Origin of the sequence: Acaryochloris marina S15 (genome assembly GCF_018336915.1) — a bacterium.
In the GTDB taxonomy this organism is placed as follows: Bacteria; Cyanobacteriota; Cyanobacteriia; order Thermosynechococcales; family Thermosynechococcaceae; genus Acaryochloris; species Acaryochloris marina_A.
In genome coordinates this window covers 567,835-593,262 of sequence record NZ_CP064923.1, presented here as the reverse complement: position 1 = coordinate 593,262, position 25,428 = coordinate 567,835, and the positions used below count along the sequence as shown (strand labels likewise).

Sequence of the window (25,428 nt, the reverse complement as noted above, 5' to 3'; positions counted from 1 at the left end):
TATTCTACCGGTAATATAGGTTCCTATGGCAATCCTCAAATTCGTTACCTACGCTTGGATTATTTTCGTTATTTCCCTGTTCTTCTTTGGTTTCATTTCGAGTGACACCACTCGTAATCCTTCCAGCAAGTAGATCGTTATATTCCAGCCAATATTGGCTTTTCTTTTAAGATTATCTTTTGTGTGATGTCGGTGGGTGAGTTTTCTTACCCACTGTTTTTTGTGCCCATATCCCTTGAAGTTTGACTCTATAGATCCAGGACAAGCATTTAGAATGTCTTGAACATCAATCCTGGCTTTATTCCTTGATTAACATAATTAAAGTTCATAGTTTAAGTGCCTTCTACACTAGATCCTACGGCTGACAGGTCCATCTCCCTTACGGTAATATCAAGGCGAGTGAAGTAGACCCACAGCAGACCACCATTCAATAAATTTGGCATTACTTAAGCCCGTCTGCAAACACCATTTTTTTACCGAAACGCTACCCTGTATTCAACCAGTGATTTCAATGAATGCAGTTTGCTTTTCTTCTACAAGTGTCATTAAAGTTTCTATAGACTTTGCTCAACTTATTAGGTTGACGAACACCCCTTTCTAATTCTGCGAAGAGACTCACCCATGACTTCCCCTAAGGTTACGATTGCACCGGTTACGGCAGTAGATCAGCCCTATGCACTCAAGTTAGGCACCAAGCTACTGATCACCATCACCGTAGAAAATATTGCAAGTCAGGGGCGAGACTATCAGCTTAAGGGAAGTCAATTATCCTCAGACTGCTACACCCTAGGTGCACCCGCCATGAGTGCCGAACAGGGCCATCACAATCAAATCGAGGTGTTAATTCACCCCACTGAAGTTGCCGCCATTGGCCAGCATCAGCTTAAGCTGCAACTAGTCTCTTCAGAGGGGGAGATTCTCTGGGAAGACCAAGTGTATCTGCAATTTCTAGTGGCAGATGATATTGACATCATGCTCACGCCAGATCTGACCTTTATTAAGGATGGCGTTGGTGTATACCAACTATTGATTACCAATACGTCTCGATTTGAAAGAGTTTTGACGGTGCAGCCTAAAGGATTGCCTGCTCGGAATGGCCTGACCTTCAAGGCCGAGCCTCTCCAACTCGATCTGGGTCCTGATCAGACAGGCAAGGTGGACCTCATAGTTCAGCCTCGACGGTGGTGGCTCAGACCATGGCTCGGGAAGGGCCGCAAATTCCAATTCCAAGTGGATTTGCAAGATACCAATGGCATCCCGCTACCGCAATTACTAGCCCAAGCAGGGGTAGTATGGCAGCCATATCCTCGCTCCCACGGCCTCAAACTTCTCGGGCTGTTACTCTTGGCTTTAGGCACATCTTCTGCTCTGTTGTGGCAGTTCCTCTGGCGTCAACCCACTGACCCTGCCATCGCAGCCCTCCGCTCCAGTCAAACGGTTGTCCCCCAAACCGGACAAAAAGATATTCAGCTCAGCTGGACCATCAAGAATAGCCAGAAGCTTGCAAAGTTAGTGATTCTTCGGGAATACCAAGGCCAATCTGAAGTGGCCAAGACTTTCCGATTTGATGAGGGGATTCCGAAAGAATTACAGCGGAGCACCCCCAGTCAAAACTCCAATTTCTGTCAATCTGATCAGCCCGAAACTGGCGCTTTAAAATGTACTGGCATTACAACAGGGACGACCAATCCAGGCCAATACCAGTTCAAGGTACAGGCTTTTTCGAGTGACAATGCCAGCGAGCCGATGGCAACCCAAATCACTAGTCTAATTGCCTTCAAACCCAATGCTGTACCGCTTATTACCCGCTTTTATGCACCAGCCTCTAGGGCCAACACATCGACTTCAGGTCCCGTGGCCTCCGCTCCATCTGGCCCGATTCAGCTGAACTGGGAAATTGCCAACCCTAGCCAACTGACAGAGTTACAGATTATGACCGTCGACGCTAACAATGCCGAGGCGGCTTTGTTACAACGGTATCAATTAGTCAATGGCAAGCTTCCTGATACCCTGACCAAATATTGTCGCTTTACGCCTACGTTGACCTGTCAAAAGGTACCAACGGCTGCTCGCAAACCCGGACAATATTTTTTCAAGATCACCGCGTCTTACCAACAAGAGCAGCAACCTTTCACCCTGTCCAAAACTATTGGGCCGATGAACGTACAGGCTAAAAATCTAAGAATTGCCAGCTTTCTAATCAATGGTCAAAAAGCACCTGCACAATTTGTTTTAAAGCCAGGCCAAGATCATGTGAAGTTAACTTGGAAAGTAGAGGGTGGCAATAATCCCAGCGTTGCAATTTTGCCTAGCCCCGGCAAAATACCCGCATCAGGCTCGATGAAGTACCAGCTCAACCCCCAACAGCCAGGGGCAATTACCCTGCAAGCCACCGACCTGAATGGCAAACAAGTGCTACAAACCGTGGCGATTGGGGGCACGGTTGCCAAAGCGCCGACCAACAGACCCAAACCGCCCGTTGCCCAGGTTAAGCCCAAACAAGCCGCAAAAGTCAAACCGGCACCACCCTTGCCTTTTATCGCTGCATACCCTCCCCCATTCTCTCCAGAACCTGCAGTGCTACGGCAAAATCCTCTGCCTCCGCTACCCGCCCGACAAACCCCACCTAGGGCGACTCGTCCCCGTCGACCTGTAAGCAAGCCTGTGGTCAGTCGTCCTTCTCAACCTCGTCCTCCCGTAGCGGTCAGGAGTAGTGCTAAGCCAAAATATTCCCAGGCTGCCCTGAAGGAAGCTCAGTTGGTCACCCGTGGGTTAGTGGTGGCCCGCCAAAACCGTAAGATTGTGCTCAATGGGTCAACCTGGAATAAAACTCAAGACGCGATTAAACTACTCCGTCGAGGGTATAGTCGTGAAGCCGCCGCCCAGAGAGCAGGGGTTCCCTTATGGAAGCTGAATGTCTTAGTCTCCCTTGGCCAAAGAACCCGGTGATATTTACTCGTGCACTCCTGCTAATCGTTTTCTATTCAGTCTTCACCTGCAAGAGCTGGCCCTTCCCCTCGTGACCAACCGATAGCTCAGCAAGTCAGCGTGACCTATCGACGCTGGGTTGCCAGAAGACCTTGCGCTTTCTGAATAAAATCTTCTGCATACTCCCGTTCAGATGGGGAGGGGTTTAGAGCCAAAGCTTGATGGGCAAAATCAATGGCTTGAGGAATATCTTTGTAGATATTCCCATAAATTCCAGCTAAGAATAGATATCCTGGGGCTTGAGGCCATAATTCAATCGCCTTCAAGACCATTTTCTCAGATTCAGCGCCTAGCTCTTGCTCCTTGCTTTCATTCCCCTGATAATGTTGCTGAGTCGCTATAGATCTACAGATAAAGATCCGTGATTAGCTAGGCAGCTTGTGTACCCAAGGTTTTGCAATATTTGCCCATTAAGACAGTAATTTCATTGGGAGTCTGACTAAAGTACAGTAGCCCCTCATCGACCTGCTGAACTAAGTCATCAAATTGCTTGAAGAACCGTAGGTGTGTGCTGCGTTTTTTGAGTTTCTTCCACAAGAATTCAATTGGGTTGAAGTCAGGAGAATATGTGGGTAATTGGAAAGGAGTAAGGCGAGCGGATTGCTGGTCAAAGAACTGCTTAGTTGCTTTACTGGTGTGATATCTAGCCCCGTCCTGAATGAGAATAATATGCTTGTGAGTCTGCTGGAGTACTTGAGTTAGAAAAGCAGTATACCCTTCAGAATTGAAGCGTCCCGTCTGACCTTGATAGAAGAACTGACCAGAATGATAATCAATTAATCCAAACACCTTGTAAGCCTTCCGTTTACCACTGGTGGGCAATGTTGGCTGGTCTCCACGAAGACTCCAGGTGTAGCTTAACGACCCCCACTGCGCAAAACTGGCCTCATCCCCAAATAAAATTAGGGCATCTTTGGCTGCTGATAAACGCAAAATCTCAGGCCATTTGTGTGTCATCCATTCTTGTCGCTTGGCTTCATTGAGATGAGCTGCAACAAACCGTGCTCTTTGAAATGAAAAGCCTAAGTTCCTCAGTAGAGTACTCACATAATGGGGATGATAGGAAACATTGAAGCGTTTCGCAATCAGGTCTTGAACCATTAATGCACTCCAACAACCACACTCGTATCCAGCTTTGAGCGGACCTGCTTTAATCCATGACTTGAGCTGTTGTCGTTGCCGTGGAGTGAGTTTGCTGCGACGTCCTTGAGACGCTTTGTATCTAAAGCTAGCGATACCTCGTTTTAGAAATGCATGCAGATAATCCCTGATCGTTTGTTCGCCTAGTGCCAATGTTTCAGCTACCTGTGCCACTCAGCAATTGTAAATTCAATATTTCATGAGGTATCGGCTGCTATTCGAGGCTCTGGATCATCCAACATAAACTGGAGCAAATGCTCCCAACTCTCAAAGAGCAAGTATTTGGTCAAAGTCTGAATATCGTGAAAAAAGCCTTGTCGGGTTCCCCGTTGCTTTCGCATGCGTTGATAAGTGGAGTCCACCAAGTGCAAGACGGTATGAAATAAGAATGCCAACAGGTTGAGTACCAATAGCACAGCAGCAAGGTTCTTCTGACCATGACCAAAATTATGTTCTAAGTGATAGCCCTTGGTTTTGAGGACATTGTGTCCTTCATTCTCCGCTTTCCATCGGGCACGTCCAGCACTGACAATCTCGGCCACACTTTGGTCATTGATGAAATGGTGAGTAATGAACGCGTTGTGATACATAGTCTTTCCATCAGCAGCACGAGTAACAGAGACTTCGCACCAGTTGACCATCACTGCTGGTAGCTCCTCACGCAGGGGGATGCGATTGTAATAGCGATACTGACAAATTTCATGATAGCGACCGTTCCAGCCCCGAGTCTCTAGATGCTCAACATCTCCAATACCTTCTAAATACTCTACCCATTCATATAGCTCTGGATGGGAGGAGGGCAAACAGACAAAAATGAAGTTCAACTCATCCTCTAAACAAGTCTCCACCATCGGTTGACGGCTATAGAGGTCATCGCCAAGAACCGTAATCTTGGCTCCGTCAAACCCTTGAGCATGCCCCTTGATCCACCGTTTGGCCGCAGCGGTTTCACTATCCTGTTTCTCCGCACCATCTTGAGGACGAATGAACTCTGGGGCCAGAGAAATGACATGTTCAATTTCCGGACAAACGAGGACGGGCAACACGGCGGTGTGCGTATAGGTGACACTCCCATCCCGATGGGTTTTGGTAGAACACTGATCGCAACAAATCCGGTTTGAGGAAAAATACTCGCTGCCGTCTAGCCCTACCAACAGGTGTCCACCTAGAACCTTATATTGCTCTAGATAACCTCGTCGTAGGAGAACGCTATAAATTTGATAAAAAATGGGAAACAGAAGACGAAATGCGATCAAGTCCAAAACATTCTTGATTTGGTTGCTCGTGGGGAGTTCTGTTAACTCAAAGAGGGCTTGGGCGTTGTCACGACCATGACGACTATGAACATGGCGTTGGTACTCCAGAAACGAAGGACATTGCATAAAGAAGACAGCAAATGCGCCTAATACAATATCTTTGAGACTAAATTTGGTGCCATTACTGGGTTGACGTGGATCATCGAGGTGCTCAATGAGCTGATGTAGCCAGTGCAGTAAGAGAGGGAAATTTAGAACACCTTCATTCATCGTCTGGGGCTCTGCAAGTGTATGAATACATCCTCAACGACTACAACCTAGCTTGCCAAAATTTTGAATTTACAATTGCTGTGTGCCACTGAACCACCTTGACCAAGCTGCAATAAAGCACTAATACGTTTGACCAGACGTAAATTCTGACTCCCGTATGCCTGGCGCAGTTTAGCTTCAATCTTTTTGCGTGTTGATTGGGTAAAGCGCAGTTTGAATTGTGCGAGCATACTGGATGACCTCTGATAATCTTGAAATCCTTGCCAGAGCTAAGAGTATCAGGAGCTAGTTACTATATTTAATGAAGATGTAGTGTCGCTAAAACCACGGATGCTTTTCTGAAGATCTATAGCTTATACAGTTGAACCGCCTCTTTGAAGTAGACATAGACACGAGAACGGTGGAATTCATTGAGATCGTCCCAAAGGGTATTTGTCGTCCACCGATCGCCAATGATTTCAAATTGCTGGATCGCTACATCGAATTTTTCTCTCTCTAATGCATCATGGGCATAGTAATACCTCATGCGGAGGTAATCAGGATATTGGGCAAAAATATCTTGATAGACCGTTTGTATTTCTGACCAGGTGATCGGATGAACAGCATCATCCCGATCTATTTCTCGGGCTGCCAAAAGCAGAACATTGCCCAGCATCGGCTTTTGGGTAGCTTGTCCCTTCTTGTACGCTGCTCTGGCAAATGCCAACATTTTTTTCTGGCTCCCCCCCCATTGGGGATATAGGGTCTGCAGATAAGTCGTATGCAGTCCTAAATGGGAGGGATTCGCGTTCAGGCCTTGTTCAAAGAAATACTCTGGGGTGTAGGGATCTAGGTTTGTTCTAGCAGCCAGGTGCAGGAGTTCGTTCCAAATATTCGGATCATTCGGATTGAGTTGACTAGCGACGCTAAAATCACCGGCTGCTTCTTGGAGGTAGTAGTGAAATAACTGCCATCCTTCTTCCGTGACCTTACGAGCGACTTGCCCCGTTCGGAATTTCCAGGCGTAGTTTACATGCAATTCTCCCTGAATCAGATAAGGAATATGGGAGGTCGGGTAAGCGGCCATCCATTCCTGCAAAACAGCTGTTTGATGGAGATAATCTTGCTTGTCTTGGGACGTATATTCATTTTTGGGATTGGGAAATTTGCCAAGGGTCCTATACAGACGTATCAAAAAGCCAGACTTATGCTCGTCCTGTCTTTCGGCCCGTAAATACTCGTTGACCCGTGTTTCAATCTTGGCAAAATCTTTTCGTTCGTAGAGATCTTGCCGCCATGCCTCTGCATCAGGAATATGTTGATACCGCTGCAAATACTGCTCTGGAACCAATACAGAATCTTGGGCAATGGACGCGGCCAAAGAAGGCTGAGAAAAAGCAGGGCTTTCGAGCAGATTCGGTGAGGTTTGGGGTGTAGATTGACAGCTGACCAGTAAAGCCGCCACCCCCACAGCCACACAGTGATTGAGGGTCTGAGAATGACAACGGTTATCTAGAGAGTTCAAATCATTTTGATCGCGCACTAATCCTAGGATGCCCAGTTATATGGGGTCCAGAGGCGGTTGGGGGATAATACTTCCAAGATGGATGTAGAGACCAACCCTAACTTCAGACCATCTATGCACCCCGTAAATGATGCTACAGGGACTTTTATGGAGCCTTCAACCCTTAAGTTCCTGATAAAGCGCTACGCTGGATCGAGAGCCAATCATTGCTGGCAATTCTCTTCAGCTAGCACCGTCCTCAGCAGGTAATGTGATGTCCCATCTTTTCTTTGATTCTGAAACTAAGAAGCACAAGTCCTTTGAAACGGCAGGGGCACGGCCTCACTACAATCCCGATCGCCCCGGCCAAGTCGAGCATATTTTTCTGGATCTAGCCCTAGACATTCCTGCCCAATCCTTTAGCGGCACCTGTCAGATTCGATTAAACCCGGTGCGCAGTGGGGTTGAGACCTTGGTGTTGGATGCGGTCGATTTGCAGATCGAAGGCGTCAAGGTTGGCCGCACCAAACAGCTCTTTGACTATGACGGTGAACAGTTACAGATTCATTTAAAACAGCCAACCACAGTGGGGAAAGTATTTACGGTTGCGATCGCATACACCGTACACCAGCCCCAACGCGGTCTTTACTTTGTCCAGCCCGATGAGCATTATCCTGACAAACCCACCCAGGTTTGGACCCAAGGGGAAGATGAAGACTCTCGGTTTTGGTTTCCCTGCTTTGACTACCCCGGTCAGCTTGCCACTTCAGAAATTCGGGTGCGGGTGCCCAAAGCCTTTATGGCCATCTCCAATGGAGAGCTGATTGAAACCGAAGTGGATGGCAAACAGAAAATCTACCATTGGCTCCAGCGGCAGGTACATCCCACCTATTTAATGACCTTAGCGGTCGGCGAGTTTGCAGAAATCATTGATGATTGGCAAGGCAAACCCGTGACCTATTATGTGGAGAAAGGGCGGGAAGATCAGGCCCAGCTCACCATGGGCAAAACGCCCCGCATGATTGAGTTTTTTAGCGAATACTACGGCTATCCCTACGCTTATCCCAAATACGCCCAGGTCTGCGTTGATGACTTTATCTTCGGCGGTATGGAAAATACCTCCACTACCCTGCTGACAGATCGCTGCTTATTGGATGAGCGGGCTGCCCTTGATAATCGTTCTGCAGAAAGTCTGGTGGCCCATGAATTAGCCCACCAGTGGTTTGGGGATTTAGTGGTGATCAAGCATTGGTCCCATGCCTGGATCAAGGAAGGCATGGCCTCCTATTCCGAAGTGATGTGGACCAACCATGAATATGGGGCTGAGGATGCTGCCTATTATCGGCTGAACGAAGCCCGTAACTATTTCAACGAGGATAGCAATCGCTATCGTCGCCCCGTGGTCACCCATGTCTACCGAGAAGCCATTGAGCTATATGACCGCCATCTCTACGAGAAAGGGGCCTGTATCTATCATATGATTCGGGCAGAGTTAGGCGATGAGCTGTTTTGGCGAGCCATCCATACCTTTGTTCAGGACAATGCCCACAAAACCGTAGAGACCATTGACTTACTGCGGGCAATTGAAAAAGCCACCGGTCGCAATCTGCTCTTCTTGTTTGATCAATATGTCTATCGGGGCGGCCATCCCGAATATAAATTGGGCTATAGCTGGGATGCCGATCATAAGATGGCCAAGGTAACAGTGACCCAAACCCAGGTGGATCCAAAAGACAAAAATAGTGCAAAAGAACTATTTGATTTGAATCTGCCCATTGCCTTTGGATTTGACCGAGGCAAGCAACCCATAGAGTTTCAAGCCTTTACGGTTCGTGTCCATGAGCAGGAGCAGAGCTTTTACTTTGGCCTCCCTGAAAAACCACTTCTGATCAGCTTCGATCAAGGCAATCACTATCTCAAGCAGGTCACCCTCGAATACCCGGTGCCTGAGCTGAAGGCTCAGCTTAAACAGGACCCCGATCCCCTCTCTCGAATTTATGCGGCCCAGGCCTTGGCGAAAAAAGGCGGATTAGAAGTCATTAAAAGTTTAGGGGAAGCCCTGACTACTGATGGGTTCTGGGGCATGCGGGTCGAAGTGGCAAAGCAGTTAGCTCAGATTAAGCTCGATCAGGTACTGACCGCCCTCAAGCCAGGTCTTAAGGACAAGGATGCCAGAGTCCGACGGGCAGTGGTAGAAGCCATGGCGACCTTTAAAACGGACGAGAGCTACAAAGCCATCAAGCCTCTGGCTGAAAAGGGTGACCCCAGTTATTACGTGGAAGCTAGTGCATTACGAGCCGTGGGTGCGATCGCATCCTCCACCCTAACCACTAAACCCAAAGAGACCAAGGTCATCAAGCTCTTTAAATCGGTTCTCAAAGACCGGGCAGGCTGGAATGAGGTGGTGCGCTCTGGAGCCATTGGTGCCCTTAGCCAAATGAAAACCTCCACTGCAGCCCTCGATTTAATTTTGACCTATACCGAAGCAGGAACCCCACAACCGCTCCGTCTCGCTGCCATTCGAGCCTTAGGAAGTATTTCCACCGGACAACCCCCTGAACAGCTGCAGCGCATTTTGGATCGGCTATCGGTGCTCGTGGGTGAGAGTTTCTTTTTAACCCAAGTGTCGGTATCCGCATCCCTGGGACAGATGGAAACCCCCAAAGCGATCTCACTCCTGAAAACCTTAGCCAACCAAACCCCTGATGGTCGGGTGCGACGAATGGCCGAAGAATCAGTTAAAAGAGTGCAGGCCCGAGTGAAATCAAATCAAGCCCTAAGCACATTACAAGAGGAAGTTCAGCAACTCCAACAAGCCAATCAGGAGCTGAAAAGTCGGCTAGCCGATCTAGAGGCTAAATCCAAGTCCTCAGGGACCTAGGCGTTAATTGAAACCAATGCAAAGGACGGAGACTGATCTTGAGAGGTAGAGACAGGTCAAAAAATACAAACCTTTACAATCAATAGCCCGAAAGCAGGGCTTTACAGGTGATTAGCTTTACAAAGGCCCCTGAAAATTCGACAATAAATCTTGGCAAACCCATTTCTGATGCGCAGAGGACTGTGAATCAATGATCTTAAATTTTAAACGATTTTGTAAATCCCTATTGGCCGTTGCCTTTGCAACCGCCCTTGTTTTGACAAGTTTTAGCACAATTGCCCCTACTGCTTTGGCTGGGTCTGATACTGGAATTGTTATTGCTCAAGCTTCTAAATATACAGAAGGGCTACAACCTTTGTATGGACGTTTGTCTGAGCTAGATGGCTACATTGCTGAAGGTGACTGGAATAATGTTCGCACCTTTATCCGTGGTCCTTTAGGCGAACTTGGCCCCCTCTCTCGTCGTTTGGGTGATTCTTTACCCGCTGCAACTCAAAAAAGTGGCCGTCGCACTATCAAGTTGTTAGCCGATCACCTCAACAAGCTAGATGCTGCTGCTGCTAAGCGTAATCCCACTTCTGCTGCCAAAGAATATGACGCCGTTGTGTCTACCTTTGATGCTGTCCTAGGTTTATCTTAAATCTGACAATCAATATCTTTGAGCCAATTGTTAAAGGGTGTCACGCAGCGACTCGCCAAGATCCTAAAGCGTATCAATTGCAAGTTACATGCTGAATGATGCGATCGCTGCGATTCACTCTTTTTTTCTACCTAAAATTTCCGCTTAGGTGCGATTTAATTTTTAGGTGTAATAAGTCGAAGCTAGATCAGCGGGAAGTCCCAGGCAATTAAGCCAGTCCCAGACAACATCCGCATACTAATCACCAGTAATAATCCGGCAAAGATCGTTCGCAGCTTTTCAGGAGCAACGATACCGGCAAATTTAGCTCCCACAGGTGCCCCCAGTATCGTAAACGGGGCCACTAGCAATACTGCAGGCCAATAGACATAACCCGTTGACCAGGGAATATCAGTTTGAGTCCCGCTCAAAAGCAAAAACGAGAGGGTCCCAACAATGGCGATAGGTAATGTGAAGGAGGCAGAGGTCCCACTGGCTTTTTTCATGGGGAGGCCACAATAGAGGAGAAACGGCACACTTAGGGCTCCACCTCCAATCCCCAACACACCCGACTTAAACCCAATCACCATACCCACGGCACTCGTAGCGACGATGCCGGGAGCCCCCACCGTTGGTTCTTCTTCCTCAGATTTTTTCTCCAGGAATATCTTGGTAGAAACGACCAATAAAAAGATGCCAAAAATCAATTCTAAAATTTGGGTTGGCATCCGATTGGCTAAAAGATTGCCACTCACTACACCCACGGCAATGCCAGCAATGATAGAGCGAAAAATAGACCATTGAATATGCTCTTGTCGATGATGGGCCCAGGTCGAAGATGCGGCGGTACAAATCATAATGCACATAGAGCTACCCGCTGCCATATGCATCAGGGAGTCTTGAGGGAGTTGAATCAGATCAAAGAGGTAAAACAACCCTGGCACAATCAACATGCCACCGCCAATCCCTAAGAGTCCAGCTAAGGTTCCCGCCGCAATACCCAAGACTGCAAATAGCCCTAAACTGAATGGATCCATGGTGATGCTTTACCTGAACAATGGTGGTACAAACCCGCAAACACTAGAGTAAGGGTGTTCTCCCTTAAACCATTCCTGAGGTGTACCCGTTCACTATAAATCTTTCGTGAGTCAGACCCAAGCCAGAGGAATTTGGCCTGAAGATGCTGACTGCGACGATCGTGTGGGAACTCTACAGCTATAGTCCTCATGGTCTAGACGCATTCGTTTGGCCAAACGACTATCAAATATTCCATCTACAACAGAAATGGGGGAAATATGTTCCATTCGAAAATATCTCAAGTGCTGATTGCAACGATGTTTAGTGTGCCAGCCGTGGGATTAGTTGGGGCTCAAAACGCTCTAGCTAACGCGAACTATGGTGCGATGGCCTATTCTGTTTCCACCGGTAGCCATGGTTATTCCTATGACTACACGACTCCGCAGGAAGCAACCAATGTAGCCATTCGTTTTTGTGAAAAATATGCCAAGACTGGGGATTGTAAGTCATTAGTTGTGTTTAAAAATGGCTGTGGTGCCCTAGCTCGCGCCTCTGATTACTCAGCAGGATCTGGTTGGGGAGTCGATCGAGCAACAGCCGAATCTTATGCCCTGCAATCCTGCCAAAAATACGGCCCCAACTGTAAGGTTGTGAGTTGGGTTTGCACAAGTCGGTAATCAGATAACTTATCGGACATACACCGGATCACCCACTACTACAAATTTATATAGCTCTTTAGCATGGTGGGTATGCATTCGATTACATCCGGCAGACACCGCTTGACCAATCAAATTGGGTGTATTGGTTCCATGCAACCCTAGGGGAACACCATCCGCAATCACATAGCCCATCCAAATTCCTGCCATCGGATTACGAGGACTGTTATAAGGAATCACCTCCCCTGAAGGAGACTGCCAGTCCACCATCGTCCCTTTTTCATAAATCCAGAAATTCCCGGCAGGTGTGTCCAGTCCTGGCCGGCCAATGGAAATCGGCCAAGATTTTTGGTTTTTTCCTTGCTGATAGTATGTGACGGTCCGCTTGGCTTTAGAAATTTGCAAGCAACCTCCCTGCACTTGGCGACAATGCAGCGATAAGTCATCTGCTTGAGCCATTGGAGACCATAGGAGTCCCACTAAACCCGTCAAAACGCCTAATGCTAGTCCTTTCATCGTCCACATTCTCCACAAATATTGCTAGGACTAACGGCCCTGAAAAGGATAGTTATTGTCCAAGATGATGGTTTGAGCTTCAGCTTTCGGCTCAACATTAATCACCATCACATCCTGTTGGGAGCTTACTCTAGGCACTGCCTGGAATACAGGAGCTGGGGTTCCATAAACTGGCACAGTAGGTGCATAAACAGACTGAGGATAAGCCGTCGGGTAACCATAGCCCCAAGGATTCGCGTTGGGGGCTACTGGGTAACTGCCCACTGGATAAACCGTCGGTTGAGTTTGAGGATAGGTAAGAGGTTGAACAGGTTGATAAGGCACAGGTTGAGGGTAGGTTGTGACGCTGGTGCCTCCTGTAGGAACGTTGTAAACAGCTTGTCCATTATTCAAGGGCAGGGTTTGCTGCAACATCCCCCCTTCATATACACCAACACTACGCGTAGCATGTGAAACTTCTAAGCAATGTTGTTGAACTTGGGCACAGTGAACCTGCTGAGTATTCGGACTTGGAACAGCCGATGTTGTTTTCGTTGCTTTCGGAGTGAGCAGTTCATTCTGCTCGCTATTAGATGTTCCAGTTACTGGTGCTTTTGAGTCTAGTTTCGGGGCAGCAGTATTCGTTGTTGACGGTTCAGTCGTCGCAGCTGAATGGGTTTCTTCGGTTTCTGATGTCTCCGACGTTGATTTGTCTGAGGTTAGAGCATCAATCCCCATCTCAATGAGTTTAATTTTGGTGGAATCATCAAAATCAATTGGTAGGGCCACCGCAGATGCTGGAATGGTGGAGAGTACGACGAAGCTAATTAGGGTGGTCAGGTGGAAGTTTTTCATGGGTCTATATCCAAAGTAATGATCGACGGGAACGATACCAGATCGGATTTAACCGCCACTACTGCGGGTAATGCTGCGAGGTAAATCAGGGACTTGACGAGATCCCGGTAAAACTTGGGACTGGGGTAAAGGCTGTGCCTGGGGTGGAACATTGATAATGACCTGCTGCGGTCGGGTCACCATGGGGCCTAAATCCTGACAAGATTGGACAGTCTCCCGGACACTAGCGTCTGTAATCGTGGCCACATCAATGGTCATCAAGTTGGGGTAGTGCTTCAGAAAATCAGTGCAGTAGACAATCATATTCTGGGCAAACTTCATCTCAGCACGATCTGCGGCATCGCGACGGGCAGCTGTTTGGAAGACCTTAAATACTCCAACTTCGACTTCTGCAGCTGTGCTACTAAAGTCATTTCCATAAGCTGAACTGTTCTGAGTAGATGCATTGGCTCGGGCATAGAATCCACCGGAAACTCTGCCACTAAATGAATTGTCGTTGAACACTGAATTGCGGTTAAAAGAACTTTGATTGCTTATGTTGACGTGGTTGTTAGTGACTGCGGAGTTATCCACGGAACTGTCTCTCGTATCAATGGTGATGGGGGCCACACTGACATTACCGCTATTGGTCAAGGCCTCACCGCTATTCGTGGCAGCATTTTGGTCTTGAGTCGCTGATCCACCATTGGTGACCGCATTCTGATCGGCGGATCCACCCGTCGTATTGACATTGCCGCCTAGCGTATTAGCCGATCCACCCGTAGAGTTGGCAGAGCCACCGGTGACATTTCCACCATTGGTATTAGCAGATTGGTCTTGATTGGCAGAGCCACCGGTAACATTCCCGCCATTGGTGTTAGCAGATTGGTCTTGATTAGCTGAACCACCTGTCGTCGCAGCATTAAAATCGTTATTCCCTAACGTAGTATCCCCTCTGCTGACATCACCCAAAGCAGTATTGCCACGAGTCGTATTGCCTAGCGTTGTATCGCCACGAGTCGTATTGCCTAGCGTTGTATCGCCACGAGTCGTATTGCCTAGCGTTGTATCTCCGCGAGATACATTTCCTAAATCAGCCTGGGAGGTGGAGCTGCCACCCGTTGCACCTTCAGCAAAAGAGTTGGAGTCGCCGCCACTGACGTTAGATTGGGATTGTGAGTAGCCTCCTTCAACACTCGATGTAGCCGCTCCAGAGGTTATCGCTTCAGAGGTGGACGTATTGTCTGGGCTGGCATTGATGGTGGTGGTGTTGGTGTTATCTGAAGAGTTACCGACTGATGATGAACTGGCGTTAGCACAGCCAGTTCCAATGCCTTCTAAAGCATCTTCACCGGCTTGAATATCAATATTATTAGAAGTCCCATCCGTACCGTCATCATCGCGCTGGTCAAAGTTGGTGCCGCAATCGTTATCCAACGTTTCGATATCGACGGCATTTTCGTTGCCATCTAAGGTGATATCTCCAGTGTAAATCGCGCCTTCTTCTACTTCAGTCGTTTGCGCCAATCCTGACTGCCCAAAAGCCGAGAAAACCAGCATTAAGCCAAGAGTGCTACCGGCAATCGTTTTTAATCCAAAATGCGTCTTCATGGTTTTTTCTCGCTAATGAGCAACACTGGGTTGCTGAGGAACATATGCATAACTTGTATATTTTTATCTTTCCTTGATCTGAGATAGAAATCCTCAATAGGAATACCTAAAAAATCTTTTTTCTTAAATAAATTAAAAATGTTTATTTATTCTTAAAGCTGCAAGATTTATCCGTATTTCTCTCAGTTTTTGTGTGAAATATAGAGTCATGCCAAATCATGATTTAATCTCTCAGTATTTATACTGATCAAATACTGGCAGGTTGCCATCTCAATCCAAAGCCCAGACCATTCAATCTTCTCAATCTAATCAGGCAAAAATAGTATGTATTAAATAAGTAAATGTTTAGGGGTGCGTTATAAGTAGAGCAATATTTGATAATCTCAATTTAGATAAGAAATCCCCAAAAAAACTGCGCTAGAAAAAACTAGCGCAGTATCATGAGTCTATTAGCGAGATTCCATCTCTATCCACACAAGTTACACACTTAGACTCAAGGATTAACAGTGTTCACGTTGGAGCTATTGACGACAGCACTGTTGACGTAGCTGTTCGTAACACTACTGTTATCGACTGAAGAATCAGTCGTGTTCACTGTAATAGGGGCAATGGTCAGGTCACCACTGTTGGTAGTAGCTGGTCCACTGATGGTTTCAGCAAACTGACTTTGGTCAGCTGTTCCACCTGTAACAGAGCCAGTTTGATTGGAAGAACCACCTGTTGTGGTCACATCACCACCCACCAGATTGGCGGTCCCACCCATCATATCGGCAGTCCCACCGGTGATATCTCCGCCTATTGTATCCAAAGCTTGGGTCTGATCTGTGTTGCCAGCAACGACATCTCCACCGGTAGTATCAAGCATCTGTTCTTGGTCAGCCGAGCCACTGATGACTTCTGCGTCAAAGGTGTTGCCTCCTAGATCGGTATCACCTGTAGTGACATCACCGAAGGTTGTATTCCCTTGGGTCACTTCGCCAAAAATAGTGTTGCCACGAGAAACATCGCCAAAAACGGTGTTGCCACGGGAGACATCACCAAAAGTTGTATTGCCCTCGGTCACATCTCCTTGAGTTGCATTGGACGTTGAGCTACCACCCGTTGCAGCTTCGGCTTCGCTAAAAGAATTCCCACCACTGACATCAGAATCAGACTCTGAAAAACCTCCATCTACAGCAGAAGTCGCATCACCAGAAGTGATGGCTTCCGTGGTGGAAGTATTGTCAGGGCTGGCAGTGATATTCTCCGTATTAGTATTGGTTACAGATTCTCCAGTCACGCTAGAAGTGGATTCTGCACAACCTGTGCCAATCCCAGAAAATGCATCTTCTTGGGCTGTGACTTCGATGTTGTTGTCAACATCATTGGGTGTGCCGTCATCTGACCGTTGGCTAATGGTTGTGCCACAATCGTTATCCAAGGTTTGAATTTCTGTGGGACCACCGGTAATATTTCCCGTAAAAATTGCACCTTCTTCGACTTCAACTTGGGCTATGGCAGGTGCTCCTGACACAGTCATCAAAAAGGCTAGGCCTAGGGTATTGGCAGTGAGAACATTTAATCTGGAATAGAGTTTCATCTTGAATAACCTCGTATATTTAGTGGCGATGTAGAGCGTAAAGGCAGTTGCTTAGTAAAGGCAGGTGCTTAACCGCCACTGCTACGGGTAATCCGACGAGGCTCTGAAGGAAGATCTCTTGAACCTGGGAGGTTCAAGACTTCCGGTGATGGCTGGGCTTGAGGCGGGACGTTAATGATCACTTGTCGAGGCTGCTGTTGCGCAACAAGGGGACCTAGCTCTTGACAAGCCTGTACCGTCTTTTTGAGATGGCTGTTGTGAATGGTGGCTACGTCAATCGCCATCAGATTGGGATAGTGCTTGAGGAAATCGACACAGTAGACAATCATGTCTTGGCCAAATTTGACCCGCTTTCGACGAGCAGAATTTTTGGATGCCACTGTTTGAAACGCTTTGAAAATCCCAACTTCGACTTCCGCTTGATTATGGCTAAAGCTATTGTTATAAGCGCTCGAAGATTTGGAAGAGGCATTCAGGCGAGCATACATTCCACCGGATACGCTGCCATTGAAGGCATTTTTGCCGAAGACTGAATTATTGGCGAAGGCGCTCGTATTGGAGAAATTGGCCGTATTGTTGGTAATTTGGCGATTATTGACACTATTATCACCAGTCTGGACAGTGATGGGGGCAAGGCTAAGGTCACCACTGTTGGTACTTGCCGGACCACTGCCCGTATTGGCGATTTGGGATTGGTTGGCGGTCCCTCCTGTGGTGCTAGCGCTTTGGTTGGCTGAGCCACCATTGGTGGTGACCGTGCCACCGGTTGTGTCGGATGATCCACCGTTGGTATTGGCTGCCCCTCCTGTCACATCTCCCCCCGTGGTATTGGCGGATTGATTCTGAGTGGCGGATCCTGCGGTAACGTTTCCACCTGTGGTATTGGCCGACTGGCTTTGGTTCGCAGTACCACCGGAAGTGCTGGTGTTAAATTGATTATCGCCAAGCGCTGTGTTTCCTCGATTGACATTACCTAAGGAAGTATCGCCACGGGTTGCATCTCCCAGAGAAGTCTCACCGCGAGTCGCATCTCCCAGAGAAGTCTCACCGCGAATCGCATCTCCTAAAGAAGTCTCACCTCTACTGACATCACCTAAATTCGCTCCGGAGGTTGAGCTACCCCCCGTTGCTCCTTCTGCTTGAGACGTAGAGTTGCCACCGTTGACGTCAGAAGAGGACTGGGAATATCCCCCATCTACTGAGGAGGTTGCATCTCCAGATGTAATCGCTCCCGACTCAGAAATATTCGTAGGATTGGCATTGATGGTTTGGCTATTTTGGTTGTTGGAGGAATTACCTACGGAAGAGGATGAGGAATTTGCACAACCTGTGCCGTTGCCTTCAAAGGCATCCTCACCCGCATTTACAACGAGGTTATTATCTGGACCAGGGGTACCATCATCGTTATCATCCCGTTGACGAATGACTGTTCCACAATCATTATCTAGGGTTTCTAAATTAACCCCATTTTCATCACCTGAAATATCAATATCGCCGGTATAAACGGCCCCTTCTTCAACTTCTATTTGAGCTAAAGCAGGTGAACCTAATGCAGCAAAGAGTAATGTACAACTCAGTGTCAGCTTAGTCAGTGGAATCAGGCGTTTCATGGGTATAACCTCGTGGAGCACATCTCTGAGAATGTAGGTGATTGTGTGGATGTATATGATGTGTATATCTACAGCATGCCCTTAGAGAAAAAGGTCCCACTCGCGACAATTACCTATTTCTTCTAATTTTTAATCTCATATTGTCTTTTCCTTTATTTATTCTTTTTGACTAGTGTCCTAGGTAGTTTCACTTATTTTTATTTAAAAGAACAAAAAACATTTTGAGTCTAGAACATTGAATTCAGTGATACTACTGAATATAAGTACTTATCCCCGAGCTGATGGAATCAGAGATCAGTACTTTACTCGACTGACATCCTTAAAGTCTTAAAATTTTTAGGCGGCTCCTCTATTTCTATAGATTGGCCTTCACAGGTGACCATGCACTTCAATACCTCCATATTGGTCATCCTGTACTCAAAAATTTTGAGACGCTGGTGCTCTTAGCTGCCCTCTACCGTTATCTATCAAGCAATCTCTGGACGATATACTGCACAATGGGTAGAGAAAATTGTCATCTTGATTAAAGATCCTATGCAAGCAGAATATCGCCAGCGTCGTCAAAAACTGATGAAAGCCATGGGTTCGGGGACGGGAATTTTTCGGAGTGCCCCAATGGCCGTGATGCATAGTGATGTGGAATATAACTTTCGGCAAGAGAGTGACTTTTTCTACTTGACGGGGTTTAACGAACCCAATGCGGTGGCTGTGCTGGCTCCCCATCATGAAGAGCATCAGTTTGTGCTGTTTGTGCAACCCAAAGATCCGTTGATGGAGACTTGGACAGGGTATCGAGTCGGTGTCGAGCTGGCAAAAGAAGAATATGGGGCCGATGAAGTCTATCCGATTGCGGAGCTGGATGAACATCTGCCCCAATATTTAGCGGGTGCTGATCGGATTTACTACCACCTCGGGCTGGATCAACCCTTTAATCAAACCATTCTGAAGCATTGGCAACGATCACTGATCATGGTCCGAAAGAATGGCATTGGTCCGGTTGCTTTGGAAGATCCCATGACGGTGCTTCATCCCCAGCGGCTGACCAAAAGTGAGGCTGAACTGGATTTGATGCGTAAAGCCATCGATATTTCTGCCGAGGCTCACAACTTGGCCCGAGAGATAGCCCAGCCTGGTCGCTATGAATATGAAATTCAGGCAGAGATGGAACGGCTATTTCGCTTACGAGGGGGCTTAGGCCCCGCCTATCCCTCTATTGTGGCAGCGGGGGTGAATGGCTGCATTTTGCACTATACCGAAAATACCTGCCAGCTTCAGGAGCAGGATTTGCTGTTGATTGACGCGGGTTGTAGTTATCAATATTACAACGCCGATATTACCCGTACTTTTCCCGTGAGCGGAACGTTTACAGCAGAGCAAAAAGCTCTGTATGAGCTGGTTTTAGCGGCACAAGAAGCTGCGATCGCACAGGTGCAACCGGGCAACCCCTACAACGCCTTCCATGAAGCAGCAGTCCAAGTGCTGACCCAAGGTTTAGTCGATCTGGGCTTACTGCAAGGGGATGTCGATAAACTCATCGAAGAAGAAACATATAAGCCCTTTTATATGCACCGTACGGGTCATTGGCTAGGGCTGGATGTCCATGATGTGGGCGTCTACAAAAAGGATAAAGACACCTGGCAACCCCTTGAAGCCGGGCATGTGGTTACCGTTGAACCCGGAATTTATATTGGTCCTGACATTCAACTAGTCGAAGATCAGCCAGAAGTACCGGAGCGGTGGCGAGGAATTGGGATTCGCATTGAAGATGATGTGCTGCTCACGGGAACAGGCCATGAAGTGCTCACGGCAGCTGTTCCTAAATCCATCGCCTCCATTACCCACTGATGGACTTGTGATCGGAGGCCGTCGCGGTGTTGCTCCGACGCTGCATCAACCGTCTGACGACAAATTGCACCAAGACCAGACCAATGATGTAAGGCAAAAAGACCACAAACCAAACCAGAATGCCCAGTAAGCCAAATGTGAGATTGACAACCGCATGGGTTGACTGGGACCAAGCTTCTTGTAGGCGATCACCAAGGGAAGATTGGGGTGGCGTGGTTGCGATCGCAGATTCCAAACTGAGGTTAACCGTTGAAAAAGCCACCTGGGCTTGTAACCGTTTCACCTGAGCATCAATTTGTTCAATCTGTTGACGAATCGTCTTTAGCTCTTGAGAAACTTTGAGGACATCAGCCACAGATCCCGATCGATCCATAATCTTCAACACCACTTCTTCCGACTTGCGGAGATTTTTAAGGCGGGCTTGAAAATCTACCAGCTGAGTGGACACATCTTCCGCTTCGATCGAGCGGTTTTGAACGGTGCCTAACTGGGCTAATTGCTCCAGCGTGGCCTCCAATTTGGCTTGGGGGATACGTAGCTCCATGGAAGCCTGATGACGCACTGCCCCGTCAGGAGGCACTTGATCCTGAAGGCCAACCACGTCACCTTGCTGAGTTTTGACAAGCTTAGCGACAGCTTGTAACGTGGGCGCTATTTTTTCGACCCGAAGGGTCATATTGGCACGCTTGATCAGCTGGGGCTTGGCCTTGGGGGGAGCGGCATCAGTCGGTGACGACACATCATTTTGGAGGGCGGCTAGCTCCGACTGAGCGGCTTGGGGTGCCTCACCTGAATCTGACATCGATTCAGTGAGAGGGGATGAACAACTCGCTAAGAGAACGGCTCCGACAACTGTGCCCCAAACGGGTGCAGTAAGGCGTTTATGTTCTGGCGTCATAACCCTGACAAATGCTACATTGCCCTGATTATGGTGGTTTTAAGCACTATTATTAAGCCAGTTACCATTTATGCAACCAAGCCTGACATTCCTAGAAGGGATGTTAAAACTTGAACGCCAGTTTAGAAGGTCAGCAACATGGGCGTGATTTGCATGACGATCAGAGTCACATCATCACCGCTTTGATTCCGTTCTCCCATAAAGGCTTGCAAACGCTCAAACAGGTAATCTAGAATCTCTTGCGGGCCGTGGCAAGTATGGCAGGCTTCTTGAAAGACAGTCAGTAAGTTTTCTTCATCGAAGCGATCACCATTAGGACCAGCCGCATCGGTAAAGCCATCAGTATAGTAAATAATCGTATCGCCAGGCGCTAGGGTGACCTTATCTTCCTGATACTCAGTATTGGCATCCAGACCAATCAACATACCGTCCGTATCTAGGCGCTCAATCGCATCTTCACGGGCACGCCAGAGCAATGGCGGATTATGAGCCGCATTGCTGAAGCTAAGCTGACGAGTTTTGGGGTCATACTCTGAATAAAACAGAGTCACAAACCGATTAGAGTTTTCTAAATCGGCATACATGACCTGATTGAGATTTTTTAAGATCTCTGCTGGAGAATGATGGTGTAACGCATCGGCTCGCAGAATCCCGCGAGTCATGGTCATGATCAGCCCAGCAGGAACCCCTTTACCCATGACGTCTCCAATCACGAGTCCCCAGCGATCGGCCTGATTTAGGCGATATTGACGGGAGGTTGGAAGCTGTCGATAAATCGGAATAAAGTCGTAATAATCTCCACCCACTTGATTGGCCGTTTGACAGGTAGCTGCTAGGGCCACCCCGTCAATCGTGGGGGAATAGTTGGGCAATAAACGAGCTTGAATTTCTGCCCCAATCTCTAACTCACGGGTGATTCGCTCTTGCTTACGGAGTTGGGTCGTTAACGTGTCGTTTTCAATGGCCACAGCGGTTTGGTCAGCCACTAACTGGGCTAGCTTTTGCCGGGTTTCTGTCCATTCATATTCAGGATTACTGCTAAACAGGTATAGGCGGCCCCGTTCATGGAGTTCAAAATTCCGCACTAAAATAGCGGTACTGAACCACTGATAATTTTCTCCCAACAGCTGACCTAACTGTTGTTCTAGAACTAGGTTCGGTTGTTTAGCAGGAGAACCATTAATCGGAAACTGACGGGTGACACTCTCTAGGGCTAAGCGAATATTTCGGCATTGCTGTCCTTCATGACAATACAACTGCTCTAAAGACACTTGCCCGTTGGGGCGAAACAAAATTAAAGCAGCGGCATCCGCATCGGTAACACGACTAACAATCAGAGGAATTAAGGCGAGGAACTGATTGAGATTGTTAAAGCTCCTTAACGAAAAGCTTAAGGAACTCAATAAGTCTTGCGCTTTTGCTTGTTCTCGTCGGAGATGGGAAACAAGCTCTTGGAGTGCTGTCAAAGTTGCCACGTTTGTCGCCACCCCTGGATAGTCAAAATCCAAAGATTGGGACGGTTGGTTTGGAAGTGGAACTCGAGACATAAAGGCAAATACAAGCCAGTATTGTAGAGAAAACGAGTGTTGTGTTACTAGTTGACAGTTATGCCCAGTAAGCTTAGCACTCTTGTCAACTCTTTGGGCAGCTGAACTCTAACTAAAGAAAAATAAAGAAGCAGAAGGAATGCAACAGTATCCTCTGATACATTTTTTCTTAGGAAGAATACTCTAGATAGAGTGCCAAATCATCACGAAATTGCTGTTAACTGCAGCAAATATCAGAGACTGACCAAGAACGACTTAAAAAATTGTGAAACCACTCCTAAAAGGGAAACAATATGACAAATATCAATTGTTTCCTTCAATCTGGTATAGCGCACTTCTGATAAGATTGCCACAATTTATTTCCTGATCTCTGCAGTCTGATAAGGCAAAGAATCGATTGATCATGTTAGTTCTAGGTCAGAAAAATACTAGGTGCTCAGGAGTGCTTCTACAAATTCATAGCTAGAGAAGGGGCGCAAGTCAGTAATCCCTTCACCGGCTCCAATAAATCGAATAGGCAGACCTAACTCCTGAACCACGGCTAGGGCGACCCCACCTTTGGCAGAGCCATCCAGTTTAGTGAGTACCACTCCGGTTAGTTCGGCAGCTTCTGAAAAGACCTGAGCTTGTCGCAAGCCATTTTGCCCCAAAGTGGCATCCAGTACCAACAAGGATTCAATATGGGCATCCGGTGCTTTCTTGCTGACAATCCGCCGAACTTTGTTGAGTTCATCCATCAGGTTCTTCTTATTCTGCAAGCGCCCTGCTGTGTCCACCAGCAATAGATCAATGTTTCGCTTTTGGGCAGCAGTAATGGCATCGAAGACAACGGCAGCGGGGTCTGTATTCTGGCCAGGATTGGCAATCACATCGACATTGCTGCGCTGTCCCCACACTCTCACTTGTTCAACAGCTGCAGCTCTAAAAGTGTCGGCAGCAGCAATCAGACAGGCATAGCCCGACTCTTGAGAAATATGGGCTAGTTTGCCGATGGTGGTGGTTTTACCTGCTCCATTGACCCCTGTCATCAGCCAGATATTCATCCCCTCTCGCTTGGGGGCAAAGTTAGGGTTGTAGTTCTTTTGGATAGGAGCATCGAGAATCTTTTGCATTATCTCTTTGAGATATGCAATCGCAGCATCGGGGGGTAGGGTTTCTTCTCTAACTTTGACCTGCAAAGCTTCGATCAATTTATCCGTCGCCGAAATACCCACATCGGCTTGCAGCAGTAATGACTCAATTTCCATCACTGCATCGGCATTCAATGGGCCTTGACCCACCACCGATTTGAGTTGGTTGGCTAAGCCTCGCCGGGTTTTCCCCAATCCTTGGCGCAGCTTCTGCAGCCAAGAAATTTCTTCAACGGAGACATCTTCAGGGCGGCGACCCTGGGCTGCTAATACTTCTGCAGACCACAAAAACCCTTCATCAAATGTCAGATCAGATGGGGTCGGCTTGGCGGGGGGTGAAGTCGGGCTTGGCGTTGCCGCAACAGGCACAGGGGTTTCTGCTTTCGCGACCGGTGCAGGAGTTTCTACAGGCGTCGGTTCGGGAGGGGGAGCAGCCTCTGGTTCTGATGGCTCAATTTCCTCTACTTCAGCAGTGGTGGGAGTGACCTCAGGGGGAGCAGACTCAGCTTCTGGTGTTACTGCATCTATTGAGAGGCTCTCTGCTTCGACGTCTGGAGCAGGGGTTACCTCATCGGTTGAGGGACTCTCTTCGACGTCTGGGGCAGCAGTCTCTGAGGTGGTTGCTTGCTGTCGCTCTTGGATTTTTTGAAAGGCTGTCTCCGCCCAACTGAGAGAGTCTTCAGCTTCACTCGTTTCATCAGCATCGTCGCTATCATCGCTGTCGTCACTGGGGGCATCTTGCTCCGCTTCAACGACAGACGTTGTTTCTTGCTCCTCAGCTTCTTCTTTATTAAATTGGCGACGAAACCAATTGAAAACCATGACCTTTTCCTAAGCGAAACGATGGGGGCGGATCTGATTTCAACCTACCGCATATTAAGGTACCGCGATGTGGCGGGTTACCCGTCGCAAAACACCATTAATAAAGCGATGACCCTCTTCAGCACTATATTTCTTAGCCAGCTCTACGGATTCGTTAATCGCTACTTGATTGGGAATATCTAAATACTTCATTTCGGCAACGGCTAACCGCAACAAATTGGCATCGATGTGGGCCAACCGATGGAGCTGCCAATCCACCAAGGATTTCTCGAGGATTTGATCAATGTCCTCGCGATGGTGGTGAACCGCTGCAATTAAATCTAGGGTGTAGTCTCGAACGGACTGTTGGTTGGCCAGCTGAATAAATTCAGGGAAATCAATGGCTAACCCCAAACGGTTGACCGCTGTTTTGGTGAGGTCAATGGCTTCGGTAACCATGGCCCGCGAACTCTGCACATCAATGGCTTTGAGTTCGCTATCGAGGATGCGATCGCTTCCCCGTTTCAGTTCGGCACTGGCGGTTTCCAATGCTTCTTGGACTTCAGCGACAAGGGTTCGCACTGCTGTAATCATCACAGCTTGCAAATCTTGATTGGCGAGTCGATCAGAATTGCTAGGCAATTGACCAATACTTAAAAGTGCCAATTCACGGGCAATTCGGCGAGGTTGCATACGGAGATATGGGCTTGGTGCAGAACTCTCTAATCTTAGTATCCAACGTTCAAGTTCAGCATTGGCGGCTTACAC

Annotated in this window: 21 protein-coding genes; 6 read left to right on the top strand and 15 right to left on the bottom strand. The window is 47.8% G+C overall.

Translation table 11 applies throughout. From position 1 onward, the window contains the following. The first annotated feature begins 25 nt into the window (after positions 1 to 25). Together I1H34_RS03415 and I1H34_RS03410 are read left to right on the top strand one after the other, a co-directional pair. Positions 26 to 133 carry a photosystem II reaction center protein I gene (locus tag I1H34_RS03415; protein WP_212664356.1) on the top strand — a complete coding sequence of 36 codons (108 nt, stop codon included), beginning with the start codon at positions 26 to 28 and terminating at the stop codon, positions 131 to 133. 488 nt (positions 134 to 621) lie between these two features. Then, positions 622 to 2,949, top strand: coding sequence for a COG1470 family protein (locus I1H34_RS03410; RefSeq protein ID WP_212664355.1), 2,328 nt, complete (start codon positions 622 to 624; stop codon positions 2,947 to 2,949). Between the two features lie 104 nt (positions 2,950 to 3,053). Here the strand turns inward: I1H34_RS03410 and I1H34_RS03405 are convergent, their stop codons facing one another. From I1H34_RS03405 to I1H34_RS03385, 5 genes are all read right to left on the bottom strand, one after another. Next, a complete protein-coding gene (locus tag I1H34_RS03405) occupies positions 3,054 to 3,260 on the bottom strand; it encodes a hypothetical protein (RefSeq protein ID WP_212664354.1) in 207 nt (68 codons plus the stop codon). 97 nt (positions 3,261 to 3,357) lie between these two features. Continuing rightward, the gene (locus I1H34_RS03400; protein ID WP_212664353.1) at positions 3,358 to 4,302 is read right to left on the bottom strand and encodes an IS630 family transposase; all 945 of its coding nucleotides are present in this window, start codon (positions 4,300 to 4,302) and stop codon (positions 3,358 to 3,360) included. Between the two features lie 23 nt (positions 4,303 to 4,325). Then, a complete protein-coding gene (locus I1H34_RS03395; RefSeq protein WP_212661733.1) occupies positions 4,326 to 5,654 on the bottom strand; it encodes an ISNCY family transposase in 1,329 nt (442 codons plus the stop codon). A gap of 47 nt (positions 5,655 to 5,701) precedes the next feature. Beyond that, positions 5,702 to 5,884 (bottom strand): hypothetical protein, encoded by a 183-nt coding sequence (locus I1H34_RS03390; RefSeq protein WP_212664352.1) that lies wholly within the window; start codon positions 5,882 to 5,884, stop codon positions 5,702 to 5,704. Positions 5,885 to 6,000: 116 nt separating this feature from the next. Further along, positions 6,001 to 7,176 (bottom strand): DUF4034 domain-containing protein, encoded by a 1,176-nt coding sequence (locus tag I1H34_RS03385; RefSeq protein WP_212664351.1) that lies wholly within the window; start codon positions 7,174 to 7,176, stop codon positions 6,001 to 6,003. Positions 7,177 to 7,411: 235 nt separating this feature from the next. On the opposite strand from I1H34_RS03385, the gene I1H34_RS03380 reads away from it, so the two are divergent. Together I1H34_RS03380 and psbQ are read left to right on the top strand one after the other, a co-directional pair. Next, on the top strand, positions 7,412 to 10,018 hold the full coding sequence (locus I1H34_RS03380) for a M1 family metallopeptidase (protein WP_212664350.1): 2,607 nt from the start codon (positions 7,412 to 7,414) through the stop codon (positions 10,016 to 10,018). Positions 10,019 to 10,208: 190 nt separating this feature from the next. Further along, positions 10,209 to 10,658, top strand: coding sequence for a photosystem II protein PsbQ (psbQ, locus tag I1H34_RS03375; RefSeq protein ID WP_212664349.1), 450 nt, complete (start codon positions 10,209 to 10,211; stop codon positions 10,656 to 10,658). Positions 10,659 to 10,840: 182 nt separating this feature from the next. On the opposite strand, the gene I1H34_RS03370 is transcribed toward psbQ, so the two are convergent. After that, a complete protein-coding gene (locus tag I1H34_RS03370; RefSeq protein ID WP_212664348.1) occupies positions 10,841 to 11,674 on the bottom strand; it encodes a sulfite exporter TauE/SafE family protein in 834 nt (277 codons plus the stop codon). Positions 11,675 to 11,932: 258 nt separating this feature from the next. Here I1H34_RS03370 and I1H34_RS03365 point away from each other — a divergent pair, with 258 nt between their 5' ends. Then, the gene (locus I1H34_RS03365; RefSeq protein ID WP_212664347.1) at positions 11,933 to 12,331 is read left to right on the top strand and encodes a DUF4189 domain-containing protein; all 399 of its coding nucleotides are present in this window, start codon (positions 11,933 to 11,935) and stop codon (positions 12,329 to 12,331) included. Positions 12,332 to 12,340: 9 nt separating this feature from the next. On the opposite strand, the gene I1H34_RS03360 is transcribed toward I1H34_RS03365, so the two are convergent. The 5 genes from I1H34_RS03360 to I1H34_RS03340 all read right to left on the bottom strand — a co-directional run bounded on the left by I1H34_RS03360 (position 12,341) and on the right by I1H34_RS03340 (position 18,439). Then, on the bottom strand, positions 12,341 to 12,826 hold the full coding sequence (locus I1H34_RS03360; RefSeq protein ID WP_212664346.1) for a L,D-transpeptidase: 486 nt from the start codon (positions 12,824 to 12,826) through the stop codon (positions 12,341 to 12,343). 30 nt (positions 12,827 to 12,856) lie between these two features. Then, positions 12,857 to 13,660: a hypothetical protein gene (locus tag I1H34_RS03355; protein WP_212664345.1), complete on the bottom strand. Its 804-nt coding sequence runs from the start codon at positions 13,658 to 13,660 to the stop codon at positions 12,857 to 12,859. Between the two features lie 48 nt (positions 13,661 to 13,708). Then, positions 13,709 to 15,250 carry a beta strand repeat-containing protein gene (locus I1H34_RS03350; protein ID WP_212664344.1) on the bottom strand — a complete coding sequence of 514 codons (1,542 nt, stop codon included), beginning with the start codon at positions 15,248 to 15,250 and terminating at the stop codon, positions 13,709 to 13,711. 493 nt (positions 15,251 to 15,743) lie between these two features. Continuing rightward, on the bottom strand, positions 15,744 to 16,829 hold the full coding sequence (locus I1H34_RS03345; protein WP_212664343.1) for a hypothetical protein: 1,086 nt from the start codon (positions 16,827 to 16,829) through the stop codon (positions 15,744 to 15,746). 68 nt (positions 16,830 to 16,897) lie between these two features. Continuing rightward, positions 16,898 to 18,439 (bottom strand): hypothetical protein, encoded by a 1,542-nt coding sequence (locus tag I1H34_RS03340; RefSeq protein ID WP_212664342.1) that lies wholly within the window; start codon positions 18,437 to 18,439, stop codon positions 16,898 to 16,900. Between the two features lie 534 nt (positions 18,440 to 18,973). Between I1H34_RS03340 and I1H34_RS03335 the strand changes: the two genes are divergently transcribed. Continuing rightward, entirely contained in the window at positions 18,974 to 20,284 is a 1,311-nt protein-coding gene (locus I1H34_RS03335) for an aminopeptidase P N-terminal domain-containing protein (RefSeq protein ID WP_212664341.1), read from the top strand. On the opposite strand, the gene I1H34_RS03330 is transcribed toward I1H34_RS03335, so the two are convergent. From I1H34_RS03330 to nusB, 4 genes are all read right to left on the bottom strand, one after another. Continuing rightward, positions 20,274 to 21,182 carry a DUF4349 domain-containing protein gene (locus I1H34_RS03330; protein WP_212664340.1) on the bottom strand — a complete coding sequence of 303 codons (909 nt, stop codon included), beginning with the start codon at positions 21,180 to 21,182 and terminating at the stop codon, positions 20,274 to 20,276. The two genes, I1H34_RS03335 and I1H34_RS03330, sit on opposite strands and share 11 nt — an antisense overlap. 122 nt (positions 21,183 to 21,304) lie before the next feature. Continuing rightward, entirely contained in the window at positions 21,305 to 22,729 is a 1,425-nt protein-coding gene (locus I1H34_RS03325; RefSeq protein ID WP_212664339.1) for a PP2C family protein-serine/threonine phosphatase, read from the bottom strand. A gap of 428 nt (positions 22,730 to 23,157) precedes the next feature. Next, positions 23,158 to 24,681 (bottom strand): signal recognition particle-docking protein FtsY, encoded by a 1,524-nt coding sequence (ftsY, locus tag I1H34_RS03320; RefSeq protein ID WP_212664338.1) that lies wholly within the window; start codon positions 24,679 to 24,681, stop codon positions 23,158 to 23,160. Between the two features lie 54 nt (positions 24,682 to 24,735). Beyond that, a complete protein-coding gene (nusB, locus tag I1H34_RS03315; RefSeq protein ID WP_212664337.1) occupies positions 24,736 to 25,353 on the bottom strand; it encodes a transcription antitermination factor NusB in 618 nt (205 codons plus the stop codon). Between the last annotated feature and the right edge of the window lie 75 nt (positions 25,354 to 25,428).

What these genes read in the sequence shown, in the direction of transcription:
- I1H34_RS03390 (WP_212664352.1), bottom strand. Translation starts at nt 5,884, where the DNA reads ATGCTCGCACAATTCAAACTGCGCTTTACCCAATCAACACGCAAAAAG.
- I1H34_RS03370 (WP_212664348.1), bottom strand. Translation starts at nt 11,674, where the DNA reads ATGGATCCATTCAGTTTAGGGCTATTTGCAGTCTTGGGTATTGCGGCG.
- I1H34_RS03405 (WP_212664354.1), bottom strand. Translation starts at nt 3,260, where the DNA reads ATGGTCTTGAAGGCGATTGAATTATGGCCTCAAGCCCCAGGATATCTA.
- I1H34_RS03345 (WP_212664343.1), bottom strand. Translation starts at nt 16,829, where the DNA reads ATGAAACTCTATTCCAGATTAAATGTTCTCACTGCCAATACCCTAGGC.
- I1H34_RS03325 (WP_212664339.1), bottom strand. Translation starts at nt 22,729, where the DNA reads ATGTCTCGAGTTCCACTTCCAAACCAACCGTCCCAATCTTTGGATTTT.
- I1H34_RS03410 (WP_212664355.1), top strand. Translation starts at nt 622, where the DNA reads ATGACTTCCCCTAAGGTTACGATTGCACCGGTTACGGCAGTAGATCAG.
- I1H34_RS03330 (WP_212664340.1), bottom strand. Translation starts at nt 21,182, where the DNA reads ATGACGCCAGAACATAAACGCCTTACTGCACCCGTTTGGGGCACAGTT.
- I1H34_RS03340 (WP_212664342.1), bottom strand. Translation starts at nt 18,439, where the DNA reads ATGAAACGCCTGATTCCACTGACTAAGCTGACACTGAGTTGTACATTA.
- I1H34_RS03350 (WP_212664344.1), bottom strand. Translation starts at nt 15,250, where the DNA reads ATGAAGACGCATTTTGGATTAAAAACGATTGCCGGTAGCACTCTTGGC.
- I1H34_RS03415 (WP_212664356.1), top strand. Translation starts at nt 26, where the DNA reads ATGGCAATCCTCAAATTCGTTACCTACGCTTGGATTATTTTCGTTATT.
- I1H34_RS03365 (WP_212664347.1), top strand. Translation starts at nt 11,933, where the DNA reads ATGTTCCATTCGAAAATATCTCAAGTGCTGATTGCAACGATGTTTAGT.
- I1H34_RS03380 (WP_212664350.1), top strand. Translation starts at nt 7,412, where the DNA reads ATGTCCCATCTTTTCTTTGATTCTGAAACTAAGAAGCACAAGTCCTTT.
- I1H34_RS03355 (WP_212664345.1), bottom strand. Translation starts at nt 13,660, where the DNA reads ATGAAAAACTTCCACCTGACCACCCTAATTAGCTTCGTCGTACTCTCC.
- nusB (WP_212664337.1), bottom strand. Translation starts at nt 25,353, where the DNA reads ATGCAACCTCGCCGAATTGCCCGTGAATTGGCACTTTTAAGTATTGGT.
- I1H34_RS03360 (WP_212664346.1), bottom strand. Translation starts at nt 12,826, where the DNA reads ATGAAAGGACTAGCATTAGGCGTTTTGACGGGTTTAGTGGGACTCCTA.
- I1H34_RS03335 (WP_212664341.1), top strand. Translation starts at nt 18,974, where the DNA reads ATGCAAGCAGAATATCGCCAGCGTCGTCAAAAACTGATGAAAGCCATG.
- psbQ (WP_212664349.1), top strand. Translation starts at nt 10,209, where the DNA reads ATGATCTTAAATTTTAAACGATTTTGTAAATCCCTATTGGCCGTTGCC.
- ftsY (WP_212664338.1), bottom strand. Translation starts at nt 24,681, where the DNA reads ATGGTTTTCAATTGGTTTCGTCGCCAATTTAATAAAGAAGAAGCTGAG.
- I1H34_RS03395 (WP_212661733.1), bottom strand. Translation starts at nt 5,654, where the DNA reads ATGAATGAAGGTGTTCTAAATTTCCCTCTCTTACTGCACTGGCTACAT.